Raw genomic sequence first — 21470 nt, forward strand, 5'->3', positions numbered from 1 at the left:
ACCCGCGTGGTCCGGTAGTTTCTGGGCGTGATCGACCGTCAACAAGCCGAGCAGCTCGCGGCCGTCTGGGCTCACCGGGATTCACAGCGCCTCGGCCACGAGTGCACCCCGACGGTCGACGAGTTCGACCTCGGCTACGTCATCACATCCATCGTGCCGACCGAGGTACGGACAGTGCCCGGTGACCTGCCGACGACCGTCATCGACAAGCAGTCCGGCAGAGTCACCACCTGGCCCCGGGTGCCGAGCACCGTCGTGGCGGACATGTACCGACGCAGCCAGCCCACCGGGCCCACCGCCGCGCGCACCGTCGACCAGTCGAGCTTGCTGGTCCGGGAGATCCATCGGGCCGCCACCCCGAACACCACCGCGCATCTGACCATCGACGGTCGCATCTGGACGGCCCAGGGCACGAAGGGCGACGTCCCGCTGAACCACCACCCGCTCATCCGCGCCTACCTGGATGAGCTGCCGCCTGGCGAGCTGGTTCGCGGCGGCGAGGGTCATGCCGAGCTGATCGTGGTTTCCGACGTGCTGCACGAGTACGACCACCGACGGGCGACCGAGGGCATCGCGCCGATGGGTCGGGCCGAGGCCGCGGCACTGTTGGACGGCGCCCGGTTCGAGATCTTCCGGATCCGCGAGCCGGGTGATCCGGCAGGTGGCCCCGCCGAGCGGCCCTGCGACTCGTGCATCAACTTCCTGGTACGCGCCAACGTTCTGCCCGAGTCAGCTCGGGCGTACACCGAAACCTGGTACCCGCCGACGGAGCCCGACCCTGATCCCGGCCGCTTCCCGCCGGACGTGGCCAATGCGCTGGTGGCGGCCGGTTGGCGGCCCCACCTCGGGGACCAGCTCATGGCCGCCGCGGCCGTACGGGACGTGACCGCCGTGCCGGGCCGGGCTCACCGCCACGAGGTCTTTCCCGCCGTCACGGAGACGCTGACCGCGTTTCCCAGCCTGGTCGGTGCCCGCCGCGGCCCGGGCGAGCAGGTGTGGATCTCCCGCTTCGACATCCGCCCGCACACCATCGCGCACACCGCGGACACGCTCGCCGACTTCGGTGCGGTGCTCGGCGTGCGGCTCTTCCCGATCGGCACCGAGCAGCAGGACAGTATCCTCGCGGTGGACGAGCGCGGCCGGATCTTCGCGCTCGATCAGGCCGGCGAGTGGTTCCTGGGCGACACCATCGACGCCGCGCTGACCACCCTGCTGCTCGGTCGTGCGCCGGCAAGGGTGCGCGCCGACGGCACCTGGCAGGCCGGCTAGAGCGCGAGCCCGGTGAGGACCATGACCCTCGGCTCGGTGTAGTCGTCCATGGCGCTGCGCAGCCCTTCCCGGCCGACGCCGCTGCCCTTGACCCCGCCGTACGGCATCTGGTCGGCCCGGTACGACGGCACGTCGCCGACGATCACCCCGCCCACCTCCAGCGACCGCGCGGCGGCGAAGGCCACGTCGAGGCGCCGGGTGAACACGCCCGCCTGCAACCCGTACACCGAATCGTTGACCGCGGTGAACGCGGCCTGGTCGTCGGCGACCGGGGCGACCACCAGCACCGGCCCGAACACCTCCTCGGCGACGACCTTGGCGTCCGCCGGCACACCGGTCAGGACGGTTGGCGGGTAGGTCGCGCCGTCCCGGGGGCCGCCCACCTCGACGGTGGCGCCGGCCGCGACCGCCTCGCCCACCCACGTCTCGACCCGCCGGGCCGCGTCCTCGGACACCATCGGTCCCACGTCCGTCGACTCCGCGGCGGGGTCACCGGTACGCAGTGCGCGCACCGCGGCCGCCAGCCGGGGCAGGAAGTCCGCGAAGAGCGTGTGGTGCACGTACACCCGTTGGACCGCGATGCACGACTGCCCGGCCTGGTAGTTGGCGAACGTGGCGATCCGCTGCGCGGCGAAGGTCAGATCCTCGTCCGAGGTCCAGTCCGCGCAGATCACCGCCGCCGCGTTGCCGCCCAACTCCAGCGTCACGTGCTTCTCCGGCACCTGCCGGCGGATGGCCGTGCCGACCGGCCCGGACCCGGTGAACGACACCACCGGTAGGCGGGGGTCGGTGACCAGCTCGGCGGCGCGGGAGTTCGGTACCGGCAGGACCGAGAACATGCCAGCCGGCAGCTCGGTCTCGGCCAGCAGCTCGCCGAGCAGCAGGGCCGACAGTGGGGTCGCCGGGGCCGGCTTGACGATGATGGGCGCGCCGACCGCGATGGCCGGTGCCACCTTGTGCGCGACCAGGTTGAGCGGGAAGTTGAACGGCGCGATGCCGAGCACCGGCCCCTTCGGCACCCGCCGGACCAGCGCGATCCGACCGCTGGCGGCCGGGTCGGTGTCGAGTCGTTGCAGCTCCCCGGAGAAACGCCGGGCCTCCTCGGCGGCCCACCGGAAGGTGGACACCGCCCGCCCGACCTCGGCTCGGGCCCACTTCACCGGCTTGCCGTTCTCGGCGGTTATCAGCTCCGCGACCTCCTCGGCGCGTTCGGCCAGCCGTCGGGACACGTGGTCCAGGGCCGCCGCCCGGGCGTGCGCGGGCAGGGCCGCGGCCTGCGCGGCCACCCCGGCCGCCGCGGCGACGGCGGCCTCGACCTGGTCGGCCGTGGCGAGGGTGGTACGCCCCACCGGGCGACCGTCGTACGGGTGGTGGACGGTCAGCTCGCCCTCGCCGTGGGCGGGGCGGGAGGCGACGAAGAAGGCTGCGGGCTCCACGCCGAGCAGCGTAGACGAGGAACCAGCCGACGGAAACAGTCGCCGTAACCCTTGTCTGCCGCGAATTCAGTAGCCAAGATGGCAGGCAGATTGCGATAACCGCCGCAGAATCGCACCCCCGGCCCCCTTCGGAGAGATCCCGTCATGAGTGACCAGCAGCAGCTGCGCAACTTCGTCAACGGCTCCTACGTCGAACCGGCCGACGGCGGCTACGCCGACCTGATCGACCCCTGCACGGGCGAGGTGTTCGCCCAGGCCCCGGTCTCCGGCGCCGCCGACGTGGACGCGGCGATGACCGCCGCCGCGACCGCGTTCGAGAGCTGGCGGGAGGTGACGCCGGCCGAGCGGCAGCGGGCGATGCTCAAGCTCGCCGACGCCGTGGAGGCCCGGGCGGCCGAGCTGGTCGACGCCGAGGTCCGCAACACCGGCAAGCCACGCCAGCTCACCGCCGAGGAGGAGCTGCCGCCGGCGGTGGACCAGTTCCGCTTCTTCGCCGGCGCCGCCCGGCTGTTGGAGGGGCGTTCCGCCGGTGAGTACATGGCGGGGCACACCTCGTACGTGCGGCGTGAGCCGATCGGCGTCTGCGCCCAGGTCACCCCGTGGAACTACCCGCTCATGATGGCCGTCTGGAAGATCGCCCCGGCGCTCGCCGCCGGCAACACGGTGGTGCTGAAGCCCTCCGACACCACGCCGGTGTCGACGCTGCTGCTCGCCGAGATCGCCGCCGAGTTCTTCCCGCCGGGTGTGTTCAACGTGGTCTGCGGTGACCGGGACACCGGTCGTACCCTCGTCTCGCACCCGACCCCGCAGCTGGTGTCGATCACCGGCTCGACCCGCGCGGGCATGGAGGTCGCCGCCGCGGCGGCCCCCGACCTGAAGCGGACCCACCTGGAGCTGGGCGGCAAGGCCCCGGTGGTCATCTTCGACGACGCGGACGTCGCGGCGGCGGCCGAGGCCATCGCGCTGGGCGGCTACTTCAACGCCGGGCAGGACTGCACGGCGGCCACCCGCGTGCTGGCCGGCCCGGGCATCCACGACGACTTCGTGGCGGCGCTCGCCGAGCAGGCCCGCAACACGAAGACCGGCGCCCCGGACGACGCCGACGTGCTCTACGGCCCGCTGAACAACGCCAACCAGCTCGCCAGGGTCAGCGGCTTCGTCGACCGGCTGCCGGACCACGCGGCGATCCAGAGCGGCGGGTCCCGGCAGGGTGAACGCGGCTACTTCTACTCCCCCACCGTGGTCTCCGGGTTGCGCCAGGCCGACGAGATCATCCAGGACGAGGTGTTCGGGCCGGTCATCACCGTGCAGCGCTTCTCCGACGAGGACGAGGCTGTGCGCTGGGCCAACGGCGTCGACTACGGCCTCTCGGCGTCGGTCTGGACGAAGGACCACGGCCGGGCGATGCGGATGACCCGGCGGCTGGACTTCGGCTGCGTCTGGGTGAACACCCACATCCCGTTCGTCTCGGAGATGCCGCACGGCGGGTTCAAGCACTCCGGGCACGGCAAGGACCTGTCGGTCTACAGCCTGGAGGACTACACCCGCATCAAGCACGTCATGCACAACATCGAGGGCTGACCCATGGCCACCTCTGACGAGCTGCACAAGCGGCGTGGTGGTGCCGTCGCGCGGGGCGTCGGCAGCGTCATCGCGTCCTACGTGGACAGTGCTGGTGGCGGAACGATCACCGACGTGGACGGCCGGGAGTGGATCGACTTCGCCGCCGGCATCGCGGTGACCAGCGTCGGCAACTCGGCACCGAAGGTGGTCGAGGCGGTACGGGCGCAGGTCGAACGGTTCACGCACACCTGCTTCATGGTCGCACCGTACGAGTCGTACGTGGCGGTGTGCGAGCAGCTCAACGCGCTGACGCCGGGTGGGTTCGAGAAGCGTTCGGCGCTGTTCAACTCCGGCGCGGAGGCGGTGGAGAACGCCGTCAAGATCGCCCGGCACGCCACGGGACGGCCGGCGGTGGTGGTCTTCGACCACGCGTACCACGGCCGGACCAACCTGACCATGGCGTTGACCGCGAAGAACATGCCGTACAAGCACCGGTTCGGGCCGTTCGCCGGGGAGATCTACCGGGTGCCGATGTCGTACCCGCTGCGCGACGGCGGCCTGTCCGGCGCGGAGGCGGCCGCGCGGGCCGTCGAGATGATCGAGAAGCAGGTCGGCGCGGAGAACGTCGCCGCGTTGTTGATCGAGCCGATCCAGGGTGAGGGCGGTTTCGTGGTGCCCGCTCCGGGCTTCCTGCCGGCGCTGCGGGACTGGGCCACGGCAGCCGGCGTGGTCTTCGTCGCCGACGAGATCCAGACCGGCTTCTGCCGTACCGGGGACTGGTTCGCCTGCCAGCACGAGGGCGTCGAACCCGACCTGATCACCCTGGCCAAGGGCATCGCCGGCGGCCTGCCGCTGGCGGCGGTGACCGGCCGGGCCGAGTTGATGGACGCGGTGCACGTCGGCGGGCTCGGCGGCACCTACGGCGGCAACCCGATCGCCTGCGCCGCCGCTCTGGCCACCATCGAGACCATGCACGAGCTGGACCTGGCCGACGCGGCCCGCCGGATCGAGGCCGTGCTGGCCCCCCGGCTACGGGCCGTCGCCGAGCGGGACCCCCGGATCGCCGAGGTACGCGGGCGGGGCGCGATGCTCGCCGTGGAGCTGGTGCAGCCCGGCACGCTCATCCCCGATCCGATCAGCACCGCGGCGGTCTCGGCCGCCTGTCACGCCGCCGGCCTGCTCACCCTGACCTGCGGCACGTACGGCAACGTGCTGCGCTTCCTGCCCCCGCTGGTCATCTCCGACGCGCACCTCACCCGGGGCGCCGACATCCTCGACGCCGCCTTCGGCTGAGCGGAGGAAGGGCGCCTCCTGATGCGTCAGAAGGTGCCCTTCCCGAGCGTCACCGTCAGCGCAGCACCTCGACGGTGTTGCGGCGGACCAGGTTCTTGCCCGGCTCGCGGATCTGGTCCATCGCGGCCGAGTTGAGCAGCACGCAACTGCCCGACGGGCCGGTCACCGTCACCGTGGTCACCCGGTTGTTGTCCAGGTTGGTCACCCGCAGCCGGGTACCCACCGGGAACTGGCCGCTGGTCGCCGCCGGCGCCGCATCCTCGGCGAAGAAGGTGATCGCGCCCGAGCAGGCCGAGCGGGGCGCCGGGCCGGACGCGCCGGGCGACGCGGCGCCGGGACGCACCGTGCCGGCGGCCGGAGGCGCGGCGGGCGGCGCGACCTCACCGTCGAGCCGCTCCACCACGTTACGGCGGATCACGTTCTTGCCCGGCTCCCGCACCAGCTCCATGGCTGCGGCGTTGAGCAGCACGCAACTGCCCGACGGGCCGGTCACCGTCACCGTGGCCGCCCGGTTGTTGTCCAGATTGGTCACCCGCAGCCGGGTCCCCACCGGGAACCGGTCGCTGGTCGCCGCCGGCGCACCGCCCTCCGCCGAGAAGGTGACCGAGCCCGAGCAGGCGGACTGGGCCGCCGGTGCGGTTCCGGCGAACCCGAAGCCGGTCCCCACCGCCACGCCCCCCGCGGCGAGCACCGCCACGGTCGCCGCCAGCACGTGCTTGCGCTGCACCCTCATCGCCGTCACTCCCGTCCTCGGTGGTGTCCTTCACCGCCTGGTACGGACGGGAGCGCCCTACCGTTCAGCCGACACGGGCACCGATCGCCGTCGCGGCCGGTTCACCGGGTGCATCGCGCTCCGGTACAGGAGACCCGGTGGTTGGCGATCGAGGGTGAGCTGCGTCACGATGGGGGTCGAGGAGGTCGCCCGATGGCTGACCCGTGGCTCGCCCTGGAGTTCGGCGTCGATCCGGCGGAGCGGATCGCGCAGGTCGGTGCCGCCCACGAGGCGTTCCTCACCGCCGGCTCCGCGCCGCACCGGGTGCGGGAGGTGGTGCGCCGCTCGTGGGAACGGTCCGCCCGGCTCGACCCGGAGGCCACGCCGCCGGTCGACCTCACCGACGACGCGCTGGCGGCGTACCGGGCCGCGCACCCGCTGGCCCGGGTGCTGCCGCTCTTCCGGGACCTGCTCGGTGGCATCGCCCAGGACGGGGCACACCTGATGGCGGTCTGCGACGCGTACGGGCGGCTGCTCTGGGTGGAGGGACATCCGGGGGTGCTGCGGCACGCCGAGCGGATGAACTTCGTCCCCGGCGCCCGCTGGGACGAGACACACGCCGGCACGAACGCCCCGGGCACCGCCCTGGCCGTCGACCACAGCGTGCAGATCTTCGCCACCGAACACTTCAGCCGGCCGGTGCAGCGCTGGACGTGCGCCGCCGCACCGATCCACGACCCGGTCACCGGCCGGCTGCTCGGCGCGGTCGACATCACCGGCGGCGACCACCTAGCCAACCCGCACAGCCTGGCGCTCGTCCGGGCCACCGCCCGGGCCGCCGAGGCGCAGCTCGCCGCCGACCGGCCGGTGGAACCGGGCGTCGCCTCCGTGACGGCGCTCGGCCGCGACGAGGTGGAGCTGCGGGTCGACGGAAAGCTCATCCGGCTCGGCCGACGGCACAGCGAGCTGCTGGTGCTGCTGCTGCACCACCCGGAGGGGCGTACCGGCGAACAGCTCGGCCTCGACCTGTACGGCGACGACCGACTGCACCCGGTGACCCTGCGCGCCGAGTTGTCCCGGCTGCGCCGGGTGCTCGGCCCCGACCTGCTCGACTCGCGCCCGTACCGGCTGCGCGGCACCGTCCGGGCCGACTTCACCACCGTCGCCGAACGGCTCGACCAGGGCGATCCGGCGGGAGCGCTCGACGCGTACCCCGGGCCGTTGCTGCCCGGCTCGGACGCGCCGGGAGTGACGCGACTGCGCCGGCTGATCGACGGGCAGATCCGCGCGGCCGTGCTGGCCGCCGCGGACCCGGCGCTGCTCGCGGCCTGGACCGCCACGCCCGCCGGCGCCGACGACCTGACCGCGTGGCAGGCCCTGGCGCGGGCGTTGCCGGTGGGCGCGCCGCGCCGGCCGCTCGCCCTCGCCCGCATCGACCAGCTCGCCGGGGAGTACGACCTGCCGCGCGCAACGTCGCTGCAACGTCGCTGAAACTACCGTCGCCGCCGACACCCGCACAACGACGGCGGAGGTAACCATGACGCGCTACGACGCGCCCACCCACTGGCAGTCGCGGTACGACCACTTCATCGGCGGCGAGTACGTCAAGCCGCACGGCGGCGACTACTTCGAGAACCCCACCCCGGTCACCGGGCAGACCTTCACGGAGGTGGCCCGGGGCACCGCACCGGACGTGGAGAAGGCCCTGGACGCCGCGCACGGCGCCGCCGACGCGTGGGGGCGCACCTCGGTGGCCGAACGCGCGCTGATCCTCAACCGGATCGCCGACCGGATGCAGGAGAACCTGGAATCGCTGGCGATCGCCGAGACCTGGGAGAACGGCAAGCCGATCCGCGAGACGCTGGCCGCCGACATCCCGCTCGCCATCGACCACTTCCGCTACTTCGCCGGGGCGATCCGCGCCCAGGAGGGCTCGCTCGGCGAGCTCGACGACGACACCGTGGCGTACCACTTCCACGAGCCGCTCGGCGTGGTCGGGCAGATCATCCCGTGGAACTTCCCGATCCTGATGGCGACCTGGAAGCTGGCGCCCGCGCTGGCCGCCGGCAACGCCGTGGTGCTCAAGCCGGCCGAGCAGACCCCGGCGTCCATCCACTACTGGCTGTCGCTGGTGGCGGACCTGCTGCCGCCGGGCGTGCTCAACATCGTCAACGGTTTCGGCGTGGAGGCCGGCAAGCCGCTGGCGTCCTCGTCGCGGGTCGCCAAGGTGGCGTTCACCGGCGAGACCACCACCGGGCGGCTGATCATGCAGTACGCCAGCGAGAACATCAAACCGGTCACCCTGGAGCTGGGCGGCAAGAGCCCGAACATCTTCTTCGACGATGTCAGCGCGTCCCGGGACGACTTCTTCGACAAGGCGCTCGAAGGCTTCACCATGTTCGCCCTCAACCAGGGCGAGGTCTGCACCTGCCCGTCGCGGGCGCTCATCCAGCAGGGCCACTACAGCGACTTCCTCGCCGCAGCGGTCTCCCGCACCGAGCAGATCGTGCAGGGGCACCCGCTGGACAGCGACACGATGATCGGGGCGCAGGCATCCAACGACCAGCTGGAGAAGATCCTGTCCTATCTGGACATCGGCCGGCAGGAGGGCGCCCGCGTGCTCACCGGAGGATCGCGGGCCGACCTGGGCGGCGAGCTGTCCGGTGGGTACTACGTCGAGCCGACCATCTTCGAGGGCGACAACTCGATGCGGGTCTTCCAGGAGGAGATCTTCGGGCCGGTGGTCTCGGTGACGTCCTTCGCCGACCTCGACGACGCCGTGAAGACCGCCAACGACACGCTGTACGGGCTGGGCGCGGGCGTGTGGACCCGGGACATGAACACCGCGTACCGGGCCGGGCGCGCCATCCAGGCCGGACGGGTGTGGACCAACTGCTACCACGCGTACCCGGCGCACGCCGCCTTCGGCGGGTACAAGCAGTCCGGCATCGGCCGGGAGAACCACAAGGTGATGCTGGAGCACTACCAGCAGACCAAGAACCTGCTGGTCAGCTACTCCACCCAGAAGCTCGGCTTCTTCTGATGACCGTCGTCTCCGTCACCCCCGCCGCGGCCGAACTGATCCGGTCGCTGCGGGGGCGGCACGGGCCGCTGATGTTCCACCAGTCCGGCGGCTGCTGCGACGGCAGCGCCCCGATGTGCTACCCGGCGGGCGAGTTCCGCACCGGCTCGTCCGACGTGCTGCTCGCCTCGCTGACGGTCGACGGGGTGCCGGAGCCGGTCGGGTTCTGGATGTCGAAGTCCCAGTGGGAGCTGTGGAAGCACACCCGCCTGACCGTCGACGTGGTCCCCGGCAGGGGCAGCGGCTTCTCCCTGGAGGCACCCGACGGCGTCCGCTTCCTCATCCGCTCCCACCTCGCCGCCTGACGCCGACCCCGCCCCGCCCCCCGCCCCCCACACCGTCGATCTTGCACTTCGTGTCGCTCATATGTCTGGGTTGCGGTAATTGTCGGGGCAGGAAGTGCATGATCAACGGGGTGGGGTAGGGGGTAGGGGTTAGGCAAGGGCGGCGCGGATGGTGGTGGTGATGTAGGTGGGGCGCTGGTAGAGGTCACGGTCGGTGAAGTAGCGCATGCGCCAGCCATTCGCGTCGAGCCAGTTGACTCGTTCCCGGTCGCACCGAAGGCGGTCACGGTCCAAGTGGGAGGATCCGTCGTACTCGATGCCGACGCGGCGCTCGCGGTAGCCCAGGTCGAGCCGATAGAGACGGATACCGTGGCGGTCGTACACCGATATTTGCGGTTCCGGCGGTGGCAGCCGGCCGTCTATCAGCACCAGTCGGAGCTGGCTTTCCTGCCGGCACTCCGCGCGCCCGTCGGCCAACGGCACAAGCTCGCGTACCTGCCGGACGCCGCGTAGCGCGCGGTGGATCGACACCTCCTCCAGGAGGGCCTCCTGCGTCACCGAACGCGTCCGCAGCGCCGCGTCGAGCACCGGCAGCGCATCCATCCGCCGGACGGTGCGGGCCAGATCCACCGCACAGCGGGCAGCCGGGACACAGGGAACGCCACCGACGAAGACCGGGAGTACGGGAAGGATCGAGTGGTGTACGACCACCCCGGGAAGCCGGGGCTTCGGTATCGAGGCGGGCAACTGGATGTGGATCACGTCCTCACGTAGCACGCCGAAGCCGTGCCGACGCGCGGCGCTCTGCCTGGTCAGCATGGCCTCACCGGGCAGGCGAAGCAGCAGGGCTCGTAGCTCGTCCCCGTCGCCGCACGGCTGGTCGGCGTAAACACCGCGGCGCACCCGCACCAATTCCTCGTGAGCGAGTCGGGTACGAATTCGCCGCACCGTCAGGGCACGCATCAGCGCATCCGTGCGCCACATCCGGGTAGCCATCACGCAAGTCTGAAGACTCCCGCCGCACCCCAGAACCTCCAACCAAGCCCCCCTGTGGACAACCTCCCCCCTGTGAACAACCCCCACAACCCGCCAGTATCTGCTAACCCCTCCCCCCACCCCGCGATCTTGCACTTACTGCCGCCGTATTGACCGAAACGCTCCGAATGCCCCGGCACAAACTGCAAGATCGACGGCGGGAGCGAGCGGAGGGCGGGGCGGGGGCGGCGCGGGATCAGTCGCAGCCGTAGCCGTCGTTGTCGCGGTCCAGGTCGTAGATGTCGTTGCCGGTGACTTTGACGACCCCGCTGACGTAGGCCGGGCCGTTGCCGCTGCCGCCGGCGCAGTCGACGTCGCTGGCGACCGGGACGCAGGGGCTGTAGTTCGGGTCGCACTTCGCCTGCGGTTTCTTGGTGCCGACCGCGACGACCTCGGTGACCGGCTGTTTCGTCACCACGGACTTGACCAGCGTCTTGCTCGTCGGCACCCCGTTGGTGGTGGTCACCTGGTAGGTCAGCGTCTTCACGCCGTCCACGCCACTTGTGCGAACCACCCGCTTGCCCTCGGCCAGCGACGAGTCCTTGACGGTACGCACACCGTGTCGGACGACGGCCCGCTCCGTCACGGTCGTCACCCGTACGACCGGCGAGGGCGCGGCACTGGACGGGGTCGGAGACGCGGCGGCTGAGGTGGTCGACGCCACCGAGGGTGCGGCGACCGGCGACGCGGCTTCCTCCGTCGGCTCGGCGGGTGCCGCGAGGATGGGTTGCTGCGCCTGCTCGGCCGCCGTTCCGGTCCGGGTCGGCTCCGGCTCGCCCACCATCGCGCCGACGATGGCGCTACCGGCGCAGCAGAGCAGCAGGAAGGACAGGGCCACCGAACCGAGGATCACGGCGGCGCGGCGACCCGGGCTGGCCCGACGGAACCAGTTCGGGCCGGCGGGCGGCTGGGGCTTCGGACCGTACGAAGGCGGGCGCCCGGGACCGGGCGGTGGTTGCATCGTCACGGCGATGAGTGTCGTCGTAAACACGGCGTGCAATATCCACCGTCGCGCCCGTCACCTGCGCCGTTCGCTCCGGGCGGGATGATCGGTGGGCAGGCATCTCGCGACCGACCGTGCCGGACCAGCGCCGAGTCGACAGCTTCGGCAACCCCTCGGTCCGGTCGGGCAGGACCGATCGTTTGGCCCCAGGTACGGATCAAAGTCGCAATACCGGCGTGACACCTGATCCTGGGGGCGGTGTGCCGGGAGTTGCGAGGCATCTCCGCCGACGTGTCGGGTTGCCGTCAACACCCCGGTCAGCGGGCGTCCAGGAGGGGCTGGTGAGGGTTCCACGGTGGACCACCGGCGGCATCGCGGCGGCGACGGGCGATCGCCGAGAGCGCCTCCAGGACCACCCGGTTCCCCAGGTACGCGGTGATGTCGGCGTGGTCGTACGGCGGGGCGACCTCGACGACGTCCACCCCCACCACGGGCAACTCGTAGCAGACGCGACGGACCGCGTCGAGCAGTTGCCGCGAGGTCAGGCCGCCCGGCTCGGGAGTGCCGGTGCCGGGTGCCATTCCGGGGTCGACCACGTCCACGTCGACGGAGAGGAACACCCCCTCGCACTCGTCGACCGCGATGGCGAACGCCTCGGTGAGGCACGTGTCGAGCCCTCGGGCGACCAACTCGGTCATCTCGTAGGACCGCATCCGCTGCTCGGCCATCCACGACAGGATGTCCGGGCCCGGCCAGTAGCCACGCAACCCGATCTGGAGGAACCGGTCGCCGCGTACCGCGCCGGACTCGATGAGCCGGCGCATCGGCTGGCCGTGCCCGTGCAGCGAGCCGAACTCGATCTCGCCGGTGTCGGCGTGCGCGTCGAAGTGCACCAGCGAGACCCGGCCGTGCCCGTGCTGCCGGGCCACGCCGGTCGCGTCCGGCAGCGCGATGGAGTGGTCGCCGCCGAGCACCACCGGGATGGCGCCCGCGGACGACGCGGCGTACACCGCGGCCTCCAGGGCGGCCAGGGAGCGTTCGATGTCGCCGGAGAACATCTCGACGTCACCGGCGTCGTACACCCGCAGGTCGCGGAGCGCGTCGACGCGCAGCGCGAGCGACGGGCGGGAGCCGTCGTGGGCCATGTAGCACGCCTTGCGGATCGCCGACGGCCCGAACCGGGTGCCGGGTCGGTGGGAGGTGCCGCCGTCGAAGGGCGCCCCGATGATCACGACGTCCGCGTCGGCGTACGACGCCCGGTCGTCGAGGTCGCACCGGTCCACACCGAGGAAGGTGACGTCCGGCCCGTACATGGCTCCGTAGCGACTCATCGCTCCTCCATTCCCCAGGGCGAGCCGTAGCCGGCCAGCAGGTCGAGGAACGGCACCGGAGGTAGTGCCTCCGGGCCGAGCACCCCGACGCCGGACCAGGCGCCGCTGGCCAGCAGTTCCAGCGCCACCACCGGGTTCACCGCCGTCTGCCAGACCACCGCCTGGTGGCCGTACTCCCGCATGGACCACTCGTTGTCGACCACGTGATACAGGTACACCTCCCGGGGCTGCCCGTCGAGGCCCAGTCCACGCACCCAGGTGCCGGCGCAGGTCTTGCCGCGCATCCGGTCGCCGAGGGTGGCCGGGTCGGGCAGGCAGGCCGCGACCACGTCGCGAGGGGACACCTCCACGCCGCGCACCCGGACCGGCGAGACAGCGTCCAGGCCGAGCTTGTGCAGCGTCCGGAGCACGTCGATGAACTCGTCGCCGAGGCCGTACTTGAAGGTGACCCGGCGGGCCTTGACCCAGCGCGGGATGAGCAGCACCTCCTCGTGCTCGACGTTGACGCACTCGACCGGCCCGATCCCCTCCGGGAAGTGGAAGACCTCCGGCTCACTGAACGGCTCGGTGGTGTACCAGCCGCGGTCCCTCTCCCAGACCACCGGCGGGTTGAGGCACTCCTCGATCGTGGTCCAGATGGAGAACGACGGCGCGAAGTCGTAGCCGTCGACGGTGAGGTTCGCGCCGTCCCGTACGCCGATCTCGTCGATCTCGCTGAACAGCTCGTCTGCGGCGTACCGGGCGAACACGTCGGACAGGCCGGGTTCGACGCCCATGCCACACAGCGCCAGCCGTCCCGACCCGGACCACGCGTCGGAGCGGGCGAACTGTTCGTCGCCGAGCAGCACGCCGGTCTCGGCGTACGGGCGGGACGGGTGCGGGTGCGACAGCGACATCGCCATGTCGAGGTAGTCGGCACCGGCCTCGAACGCGCCGTCGAAGATCGGCATGACGAAGCGCGGGTCGACCGCGTTGAGCACGTGGGTGATCCGGTGCTCCCGGCACAGCGCGGCGACCGCGTCGGCCGACGAGGCGTCCACCCGGGCGGCGACGAAGCGGTCACCCCGCCCGGCGACCGCCCGCTCGGCGCGGCCCAGGTCGTGGTCGGCGACCACCATGGTGTCGAAGAAGGACCGTCGGGCGGCGATGGCTACGGCGGCGGAGCCGACGCCACCGGCGCCGACGAGCAGGACACGCATCAGGAATCAAACCCCAAACCGAGACGATCGAGAGTACGGAGCCAGAGGTCGCGCCGGCCCTCGCGCGCGTCGGCGCGGGCCAGAGACCAGCGGGTGAGATTGATGCCGATCGCGCGGACGGGTTCCGGCGGGAACGGCAGTGGCTTGCTGCGGACCAGGTCGAGCCGGGTCAGCGGGGTGTCCCCGCCGGCCAGCAGGTCGAGCAGCACCCGGGCGGAGAAGCGGGTGGCACCCACGCCGAGGCCGGTGTAGCCGGCCGCGTACGCCAGTCGGCCGCCGTACGCGGTGCCGAAGAACGGGCAGAACCGGGTGCAGGTGTCGATGACGCCACCCCAGCGGTGGCTGAAACGCACGTCGGCGAGCTGCGGGAACGTGGTGAAGAAGTGGGCGGCGAGGGTGGTGAAGGTGGCCGGGTTCTGCTCCAGCTCGGGCGCGACCCGGTTGCCGTAGTGGTAGACCGCGTCGTAGCCGCCGAAGAGGATCCGCCCGTCGGCGGTGATCCGGTAGTAGTGGAACTGGTTGCCGGTGTCGGCCAGCCCCTGCCGGTTGCGCCAGCCGATCGCGTCCCGTTGCGCCGGGGTGAGCGGTTCGGTCATCAGCACGTGGTCGTAGACCGGCACCACGTACGCCCGCAGTCGACGCAGCAGTGGCGGGAAGGCGTTGGTCGCCAGCACCACCCGTGGCGCCCGCACCGACCCGGGGGCGGCGTCCGGCCCGCCGGCCGTCCGCGCGAGCAACGCGGCGCCGTCGGGGCGCAGCCCGGTGACCCGGGTGTGCTCGTGCATCCGTACACCGAGGTCGAGGCAGGCGCGGCGCAGCCCCCACGCGAGCTTCGCCGGGTTCAGCATGGCCACCCGGTCGGCGTCGAACATCCCGCCCAGGTACGTCGGTGAGTTGACCTCGCCCCGCACCTCGTCGCGGTCGAGCAGCCGCACGTGGTGGCCGTACCGGCGGGCCAGTTCCGCGTCGGCCGCGAGCCCGGCCAGCTGGTACGGCTCGACCGCGACGGCGAGTTCGCCGGTGCGCTCGAAGTCGCAGTCGATGCCGAATTCGGCGACCGTGGCGGCGATGGCGTCCAGGTTCTCCCGGCCGAGGCGTTCCAGCTCAGCGACCTCGCCGGGGAACCGGTCGACGCCGTTGGCCAGGCCGTGGGTGAGCGAGGCGGCGCAGAACCCACCGTTGCGCCCCGACGCCGCCCAGCCGCAGGTGCCCGCGTCGACCAGCAGCACGTCCCGCTCGGGGTCGGCCTGCTTGGCCAGCAGGGCGGCCCAGAGCCCGCCGTACCCGCCGCCGATCACCAGCAGGTCGGCGTGCTGCGGGCCGGCGAGTGGCGGCAACGGGTCGGTTCGGTTCGGACGGTCGAGCCAGTACGGCACGGGCGCCGCGTCGGCCAGCGCCCGGCCGGTATGCGGAAGGGTCATGACGGCCGACGCGCCGGGCTGCTTTGCGCCGGGCCGGCCAGCAGGTTGGCGCGTCGGGCCCGCCGGCCGCGCAACGAGCTGAGCCCGACCAGCAGCAGCGCGATCGCGAACATCGCGGTGCCGATGACGTTGACCTGCGGTGGGATGCCCCGCTGGGCAGCGCCCCAGACGTACATCGGGAACGTGACGGTGGTGCCGGCGTTGAAGTTCGTGATGATGAAGTCGTCGAAGCTCAGCGAGAAGGCGAGCAGCGCGGCGGCCACGATCCCGGGCAGCACCAGCGGCAGGGTGATCCGCCGGAACGTCTGCCACTCGCTGGCGTACAGGTCCATGGCGGCCTCCTCCAACCGCCGGTCCATCCCGGCGAGCCGCGCCTTCACGGTGACCACCACGAACGAGACGCAGAACATCACGTGCGCGATGACGATCGTCCAGAAGCCCAGCGGCACCCCGGCGGAGACGAAGAGCGCCAGCAGCGAGGTGCCCATCACCAACTCCGGAGTGGCCATCGGCAGGAAGATCAGCACGTTGATGCCGGACCGGCCGCGGAAGCGGTGCCGGACCAGCGCGAACGCCATCAGGGTGCCGAGCACCGTGGCGACGACGGTGGCGATGAAACCGATCTGCACACTCCGGACGACCGCGTCGCACATGTCGGAGGTGGCGCACGGCTGACGCCAGTTGTCCAGGGTGAACTCGTTGAAGTCGTACGACAGCCGGCTCGACGGGCGGTTGAACGACAACCCCGCCACCACCAGGATCGGCAGCGCCAGGTAGCCGAGCACCAGTAGCGCCACGATCATCACCCAGCGGTCGGCCAACCAGCGGGAAACCCTCACAGCACCTCCTCCGTGCCGGCCCTGCGCAGGTAGCCGAAGACCACCGCGAGGATCGCCGCCATCAGCAGGAACGACAGCGCGGCGCCCTGCGGGTAGTCCAGCCGGACCAGGAACGCCGAGTCGATGACGTTGCCGATCATGTACTCGTTCGGCGTGCCGAGCAGCTCGGCGTTGATGTAGTCGCCGCTGGCCGGAATGAAGAACAGCAGCGTGCCGGCGATCAGGCCGGGCATGGACAGCGGCAGGGTCACCCGGCGGAACGCCTCAACCGGGCTGGCGTACAGGTCGCTGGCCGCCTCCAGCAGCCGGTAGTCCAGCCGTTCCAGGCTCGCGTACAGCGGCAGCACCAGGAACGGCAAGAAGTTGTACGTCAGGCCCAGCACCACCGCGAACGGGGTGGCCAGCAGCCGACCGTCCGGAGCGAGCAGGTGCACGTCACGCAGCAGACCGACCAGCGCGCCGTTGTCCGACAGGATGGTCTTCCAGGCCAGTGTGCGCACCAGGAAGCTGGTGAACATCGGCGCGACCACGCAGACCAGCAGCAGGTTCTTCCACCGGCCGGCCTTCTGCGCGATCGCGTAGGCCAGCGGGTAGCCCAGCAGCAGCGCCAGCACCAGGGCCACTCCGGCGTAGCCGAACGAGCGCAGGAACTGCGGCCAGTACGCCTGCAACACGTCGGGGTAGTTGCCGAACGCCCACGTCATCGCGTAGCCGGTGGAGAGCGAGCCGCTGGGGTCGTACAGGCTGGCCGATCCGAGCTGCACCAGCGGCACGCCGAAGAAGACCAGCAGCCAGGCCGCGCCGGGCAGCAGCAGCAGGTACGGCAGCAGGCGGTACCGCCCGGACCGGGCTGCCGGCGGCGCGGGCGGCGGCTGCCCCGACCCGGTGGGCACCTGGGCCAGGAGGGTCACGACGACGCACCCACCGGCTCGTCGAGCACCGGCGAGGTCCGGTCGCTGTCGGCGACGTCCCGGGGCAGCAGGAACGCGTGCCGCGGATCCCAGTACGCCACCGCCTCGCTGCCCACCGGCACCTGCGCCACCGCACCGCTGTTGGCCGCGAAGACCGACAGTTCGGTGCCCCAGCCGGTGCGCAGGAGGTACTGGGTGCTGACTCCGACGTAGGAGGCGTCGGTGACAACCCCGGTGACGTGCTGGTGGCCGGCGGGCACCTGGTCGGCGGAGCCGACCAGGTGGAGCTTCTCGGGGCGTACCCCCAGGTGGACCGCGCCCCGGTCGGCCCGGGCGCGGCCGGCGGGCACCGAGAAGCGCCCGCCGTGCGCCGTCACCGCGACCTCGCCCCCGGCGGTGCCGGCGGCCTCGCCGGCGAGCAGGTTGGACTGGCCGAGGAAGTTCGCCACGAACGCGGTGGCCGGGAACTCGTAGATGTCGGCCGGAGCGCCGAGCTGCTCGATCCGGCCGGCGTTCATCACCGCGACGGTGTCGGCCATGGTCATGGCCTCCTCCTGGTCGTGCGTGACGTGCACGAAGGTGATGCCCACCTCGGTCTGGATCCGCTTCAGCTCGATCTGCATCTGCCGACGCAGCTTCAAATCGAGCGCGCCCAGCGGCTCGTCGAGCAGCAGCACCTGCGGCCGGTTGATCAGCGCACGGGCCAGCGCGACCCGTTGCTGCTGGCCGCCGGAGAGCTGGGCGGGCCGGCGGTTGCCGTAACCGTCGAGCTGCACCAGCGACAGCATCCGCAGGACCTCGTCGTCGACCGAGCGGATGCCACGCCGCCGCAGGCCGAAGGCGACGTTCTCGAAGATGTTCAGGTGGGGGAAGAGCGCGTAACTCTGGAAGACGGTGTTGACCGGGCGCTTGTACGGCCGCAGCCGGGCGATGTCCCGGTCGCCGAGCAGCACCTGGCCGCTGGTCGGCTCCTCCAGGCCGGCGATCATCCGCAGCGTGGTGGTCTTGCCGCAGCCGGACGCGCCGAGCAGGGCGAAGAACGAGCCCTGCGGGATGGTCAGACTGAGGTCGTCGACCGCGGTGAAGATGCCGAACCGCTTGGTGAGGTTGGCCAGGCGCAGGTCGCCGGCGGGTGTCTCGGCCATCCCCGTCACGCTCCGATGACCTGCTGGAACTTGCCCTCGTACTCCTTCTCCTGCTTCTCGTCCAGGGCCATGAACACCTTGGACTTCGACAGGAGCGCGTCGTCCGGGAAGATCAGCGGGTTGGCCGCCAGCTCGGGGTCGATCTTCTCCATCTCGGCCTGGGCACCCTTGACCGGGCAGATGTAGTTGACGTACGCGGCGAGCGTCGCCGCGACGGCCGGCTCGTAGTAGTAGTTGATCAGCGCTTCGGCGTTGCCCTTGTGGGTGGCCTTGTTGGGGACCATCATGTTGTCGCTGAACAGCATCACGCCGGAGTCGGGCGCGACGAACCGCACCTTCTCGTTCTCACTGGAGAGCTGGATGACGTCCCCGGACCAGCCGATGCACGCGGCGATGTCGCCCTTGGCCAGGTCGGGTGCGTAGTCGTTGCCGGTGAACTTGCGGATCTGCCCCGAGTCGACGGCCTTCTTGAGCTTGTTGAGCGCGTCGTCGAACTGGGCGGCGGTGAAGTTGGCCGGGTCGTGCCCGTTGGACCCGAGCAGCAGGCCCATGGTGTCGCGCATCTCGCTCAGCGCCGTCACCTTGCCCTTGAGGTCCGGGCGCGTGAGCAGCTCGTCGACGGTGCGCAGCTCCTTGGTGACGCTGCCGTTGTACGCCAACCCGGCGAGGCCGGACTGCCACGGGATGGAGATCCGGTTCTCGCTGTCGAACGAGCGGTTGAGCAGCGACGGGAGCAGGTTGGCCTGGACGTTCGGGATCTTCGCCGGGTCGAGCTTCTGGATCCAGCCGAGCCGGATCATCCGGGCCGCCATCCAGTCGGTCAGCACGATGATGTCCCGGTCGGTGCTCTGGCAGGCCGCGAGCTGGTTCTGCACCTTGCCGAAGAACTCGTTGTTGTCGTTGATGTCCTCGGTGTACGTGACCTGGATGCCGGTCTTGGCGATGAAAGCGTCCAGACTGGGCCTCTTGGACTCGTCCTTCTCGTCCACGTCCATGTACTGCGGCCAGTTGGAGAAGGCAAGCTTCTTCTCGGTGCCGGAAAGGTCTTCACTGACGCAGCCGGCCTCGGTCTGCTGGGCACCCTTGGTGCCACAGCCGGCCAGGCTGCCGCCAGCGGCGAGCAACGCGGCCGAACCGAGGGTGCCGGTGAGCAGTCCACGCCGGGTGAGGGGCCGGAGGGGAGTACGCATGACGACTCCTATGGGGTCATCGTCGGCGGCGGGACGGGGGTGGCGCGCCGGCGGGGAGGTCAGGTGCCATGGACGACTGATCCTGACATGAGGTGACCTCCCTTACAAGGGATTCCGTTGCGGGAATAGCGATGGACGACGAAATACGCCAGACTGCGTGGGGACACACGCGCGACATCACGATTCGGGACATGGGGAGCGCACGATGACGAACCGGCAGCACGAGAACGGCAACGGCGGCCGACGCGTCGCTGTCCGTGAAGGTGCCAATCACGCTCTGCTGGACGATGTGGCCAAGCAGATCATCGAACAGCTCCAGGAGGACGGCCGCCGGCCGTACGCCACCATCGGCAAGGCCGTCGGGCTCTCCGAGGCGGCGGTCCGTCAGCGGGTGCAGCGGCTGCTCGACTCGGGCGTGATGCAGATCGTCGCCGTGACCGATCCGCTCCAGCTCGGCTTTCCCCGGCAGGCCATGATCGGCCTGCGCACCGACGGGGACCTGGAGGCGGTGGCCGACCGGCTCGCCGAACTGGAGGAGGTCGACTACGTGGTGATCACCGCGGGGTCGTTCGACCTGCTGACGGAGGTGGTCTGCCGCAACGACGACCACCTGCTGGAGATCCTGCAACGGCTGCGCGCCGTGCCCGGGGTGCTCTCCACCGAGGCGTTCGTCTACCTCAAGCTGCGCAAGCAGACCTACACCTGGGGTACGGCCTGACGCTCACACCTTGATCCACTCGACGTCCAGGATGTCGCGGTGTCCGGTAGTCCCGACGCCCCGACTTCAAGGAACCTGAATGGATCAGCGCGGGTTCTGGCGGAGGGCGCCCACGAAGGAGGCCCAGGCCGCCGTCGCGAAGGTCAGAGTGCCGCCGTCGCGGTCCTTGCTGTCCCGCACCAGCACCCGACCGGGCAGGTTGTCGGCCACCTCGACACATGCTCCGCCGTTGTTGCTGCTGCGGGTAGCGGTGCGCCAGCGGGCGTCGGTCATGTCCATGTCTCGGCCACTTCCCTGATCAGCTCGGTCGAGCGTCGCTGGGGCAGCGCCTCGCCTGTGACGCTCTCCCACCTGCGACCCAGGTTAGCGATGTCGATGGGATCGGTCACCACCTGACCACGGAGCTGGTTGTCGAGATACGCCAGCTCCGTCCCGTCGGGCAGGCGGCCCAGCACGAAAGGCCCGGCCAGGCCGGTGTGCCACGGACTTTCAGCCGGGATCACCCGGACCTGCACGTGCTCCCACTCGGCGAGGGCCATCAAACGGGCCAACTGTCCGGCCATGACGGCGCGTCCGCCGACCAGCCGGCGCAGCACCACCTCGTCGATCACCGCCACGAGCTGCGGTGGGACGTCGCGGCAGAGGACCGCCTGCCGGTCCAGCCGGCCGGCCACAATCTGGTCCACCTCGGACGGTGCGAGCAAACCACCCGTGTTCAGCACGGCCCGGGCGTACCCCTCGGTCTGGAGAAGGCCCGGGACGAGCAGCGGCTCGTACCACCGGATGGCGGTGGCGTCCTGTTCGAGTTCGGCCCAGGGGCGGAACCACGGCAGGTCGCGGCGACGGAACGGCTCGGGCCAGAGGTCCGCGGCGTCCCGGCTCAGGACGTGGGCCACTGCAATTCGGGTACGCGGATGCGGGATGCGCCCCGACGCGAGCCACCGCGCCGCCGTCTTCGGGTCGACGCGAACCTTCTCGGCCAACGACTCGACGGTCTCCCCCGCCTCGGCCATCGCCACCCGCAACGCCTCGTTCGCCACCGGATCCTCCTGCCGCCGGGTGCACCCTGCGGCGCACGATAGCCACGGTGGGTAGCCGT

The 21470-nt window shown here is 71.1% G+C and carries 20 protein-coding genes; 7 read left to right on the plus strand and 13 right to left on the minus strand.

All coding sequences use genetic code 11. The annotated features are described in order from the left end of the window. Window positions 1–27 precede the first annotated feature (27 nt). A complete protein-coding gene (locus ACTWLT_RS05655; protein ID WP_445317423.1) occupies window positions 28–1269 on the plus strand; it encodes an SUKH-3 domain-containing protein in 1242 nt (413 codons plus the stop codon). Here the strand turns inward: ACTWLT_RS05655 and ACTWLT_RS05660 are convergent. Continuing rightward, entirely contained in the window at window positions 1266–2705 is a 1440-nt protein-coding gene (locus tag ACTWLT_RS05660; protein ID WP_445317424.1) for an aldehyde dehydrogenase family protein, read from the minus strand. The genes ACTWLT_RS05655 and ACTWLT_RS05660 overlap by 4 nt on opposite strands. Window positions 2706–2849: 144 nt before the next feature. On the opposite strand from ACTWLT_RS05660, the gene ACTWLT_RS05665 reads away from it, so the two are divergent. Next, window positions 2850–4286, plus strand: a complete 1437-nt coding sequence (locus ACTWLT_RS05665; RefSeq protein WP_445317425.1) for a gamma-aminobutyraldehyde dehydrogenase — start codon at window positions 2850–2852, stop codon at window positions 4284–4286. A gap of 3 nt (window positions 4287–4289) precedes the next feature. Then, window positions 4290–5561, plus strand: a complete 1272-nt coding sequence (gabT, locus tag ACTWLT_RS05670; protein WP_445317426.1) for a 4-aminobutyrate--2-oxoglutarate transaminase — start codon at window positions 4290–4292, stop codon at window positions 5559–5561. 55 nt (window positions 5562–5616) lie between these two features. Here gabT and ACTWLT_RS05675 read toward each other — a convergent pair whose 3' ends face one another. Beyond that, window positions 5617–6294: an RlpA-like double-psi beta-barrel domain-containing protein gene (locus ACTWLT_RS05675; RefSeq protein ID WP_445317427.1), complete on the minus strand. Its 678-nt coding sequence runs from the start codon at window positions 6292–6294 to the stop codon at window positions 5617–5619. 192 nt (window positions 6295–6486) lie between these two features. Here ACTWLT_RS05675 and ACTWLT_RS05680 point away from each other — a divergent pair, with 192 nt between their 5' ends. The 3 genes from ACTWLT_RS05680 to ACTWLT_RS05690 are packed head-to-tail and all read left to right on the plus strand — an operon-like array spanning window position 6487 to window position 9660. Then, on the plus strand, window positions 6487–7764 hold the full coding sequence (locus ACTWLT_RS05680; protein WP_445317428.1) for a GAF domain-containing protein: 1278 nt from the start codon (window positions 6487–6489) through the stop codon (window positions 7762–7764). Window positions 7765–7810: 46 nt separating this feature from the next. Beyond that, the gene (gene adh / locus ACTWLT_RS05685) at window positions 7811–9316 is read left to right on the plus strand and encodes an aldehyde dehydrogenase (protein ID WP_445317429.1); all 1506 of its coding nucleotides are present in this window, start codon (window positions 7811–7813) and stop codon (window positions 9314–9316) included. Then, window positions 9316–9660: a DUF779 domain-containing protein gene (locus ACTWLT_RS05690; RefSeq protein ID WP_374559232.1), complete on the plus strand. Its 345-nt coding sequence runs from the start codon at window positions 9316–9318 to the stop codon at window positions 9658–9660. The genes adh and ACTWLT_RS05690 overlap by 1 nt, the downstream gene beginning before the upstream one ends. Before the next feature lie 129 nt (window positions 9661–9789). Here the strand turns inward: ACTWLT_RS05690 and ACTWLT_RS05695 are convergent, their stop codons facing one another. From ACTWLT_RS05695 to ACTWLT_RS05735, 9 genes are all read right to left on the minus strand, one after another. Next, a complete protein-coding gene (locus tag ACTWLT_RS05695; RefSeq protein WP_445317430.1) occupies window positions 9790–10635 on the minus strand; it encodes a DUF559 domain-containing protein in 846 nt (281 codons plus the stop codon). 235 nt (window positions 10636–10870) lie between these two features. After that, entirely contained in the window at window positions 10871–11512 is a 642-nt protein-coding gene (locus ACTWLT_RS05700; protein ID WP_445317431.1) for a G5 domain-containing protein, read from the minus strand. A 422-nt stretch (window positions 11513–11934) separates the two neighbouring features. Then, complete coding sequence (gene speB, locus ACTWLT_RS05705; RefSeq protein ID WP_445317432.1) at window positions 11935–12948, minus strand: agmatinase; 1014 nt, start codon at window positions 12946–12948, stop codon at window positions 11935–11937. Further along, window positions 12945–14147, minus strand: coding sequence for a saccharopine dehydrogenase family protein (locus ACTWLT_RS05710; protein WP_445317433.1), 1203 nt, complete (start codon window positions 14145–14147; stop codon window positions 12945–12947). The genes speB and ACTWLT_RS05710 overlap by 4 nt, the downstream gene beginning before the upstream one ends. Continuing rightward, a complete protein-coding gene (locus ACTWLT_RS05715) occupies window positions 14147–15568 on the minus strand; it encodes an NAD(P)/FAD-dependent oxidoreductase (RefSeq protein WP_445317434.1) in 1422 nt (473 codons plus the stop codon). The genes ACTWLT_RS05710 and ACTWLT_RS05715 overlap by 1 nt, the downstream gene beginning before the upstream one ends. After that, window positions 15565–16407, minus strand: a complete 843-nt coding sequence (locus tag ACTWLT_RS05720; protein ID WP_445317435.1) for an ABC transporter permease — start codon at window positions 16405–16407, stop codon at window positions 15565–15567. The genes ACTWLT_RS05715 and ACTWLT_RS05720 overlap by 4 nt, the downstream gene beginning before the upstream one ends. Continuing rightward, a complete protein-coding gene (locus ACTWLT_RS05725; RefSeq protein WP_445317436.1) occupies window positions 16404–17318 on the minus strand; it encodes an ABC transporter permease in 915 nt (304 codons plus the stop codon). Before ACTWLT_RS05725 ends, ACTWLT_RS05720 begins: the two co-directional genes overlap by 4 nt. Beyond that, a complete protein-coding gene (locus ACTWLT_RS05730; protein WP_445317437.1) occupies window positions 17315–18463 on the minus strand; it encodes an ABC transporter ATP-binding protein in 1149 nt (382 codons plus the stop codon). Before ACTWLT_RS05730 ends, ACTWLT_RS05725 begins: the two co-directional genes overlap by 4 nt. A 5-nt stretch (window positions 18464–18468) precedes the next feature. After that, window positions 18469–19653, minus strand: a complete 1185-nt coding sequence (locus ACTWLT_RS05735; RefSeq protein ID WP_445317438.1) for a polyamine ABC transporter substrate-binding protein — start codon at window positions 19651–19653, stop codon at window positions 18469–18471. Between the two features lie 205 nt (window positions 19654–19858). On the opposite strand from ACTWLT_RS05735, the gene ACTWLT_RS05740 reads away from it, so the two are divergent. Further along, the gene (locus ACTWLT_RS05740; protein WP_252419270.1) at window positions 19859–20371 is read left to right on the plus strand and encodes an Lrp/AsnC family transcriptional regulator; all 513 of its coding nucleotides are present in this window, start codon (window positions 19859–19861) and stop codon (window positions 20369–20371) included. Between the two features lie 84 nt (window positions 20372–20455). Here ACTWLT_RS05740 and ACTWLT_RS05745 read toward each other — a convergent pair whose 3' ends face one another. Beyond that, the gene (locus ACTWLT_RS05745; protein ID WP_445317439.1) at window positions 20456–20650 is read right to left on the minus strand and encodes a DUF397 domain-containing protein; all 195 of its coding nucleotides are present in this window, start codon (window positions 20648–20650) and stop codon (window positions 20456–20458) included. Continuing rightward, window positions 20641–21384, minus strand: a complete 744-nt coding sequence (locus tag ACTWLT_RS05750; protein WP_445317638.1) for a Scr1 family TA system antitoxin-like transcriptional regulator — start codon at window positions 21382–21384, stop codon at window positions 20641–20643. The genes ACTWLT_RS05745 and ACTWLT_RS05750 overlap by 10 nt, the downstream gene beginning before the upstream one ends. Between the last annotated feature and the right edge of the window lie 86 nt (window positions 21385–21470).

This window comes from Micromonospora yongxingensis (assembly GCF_052601155.1).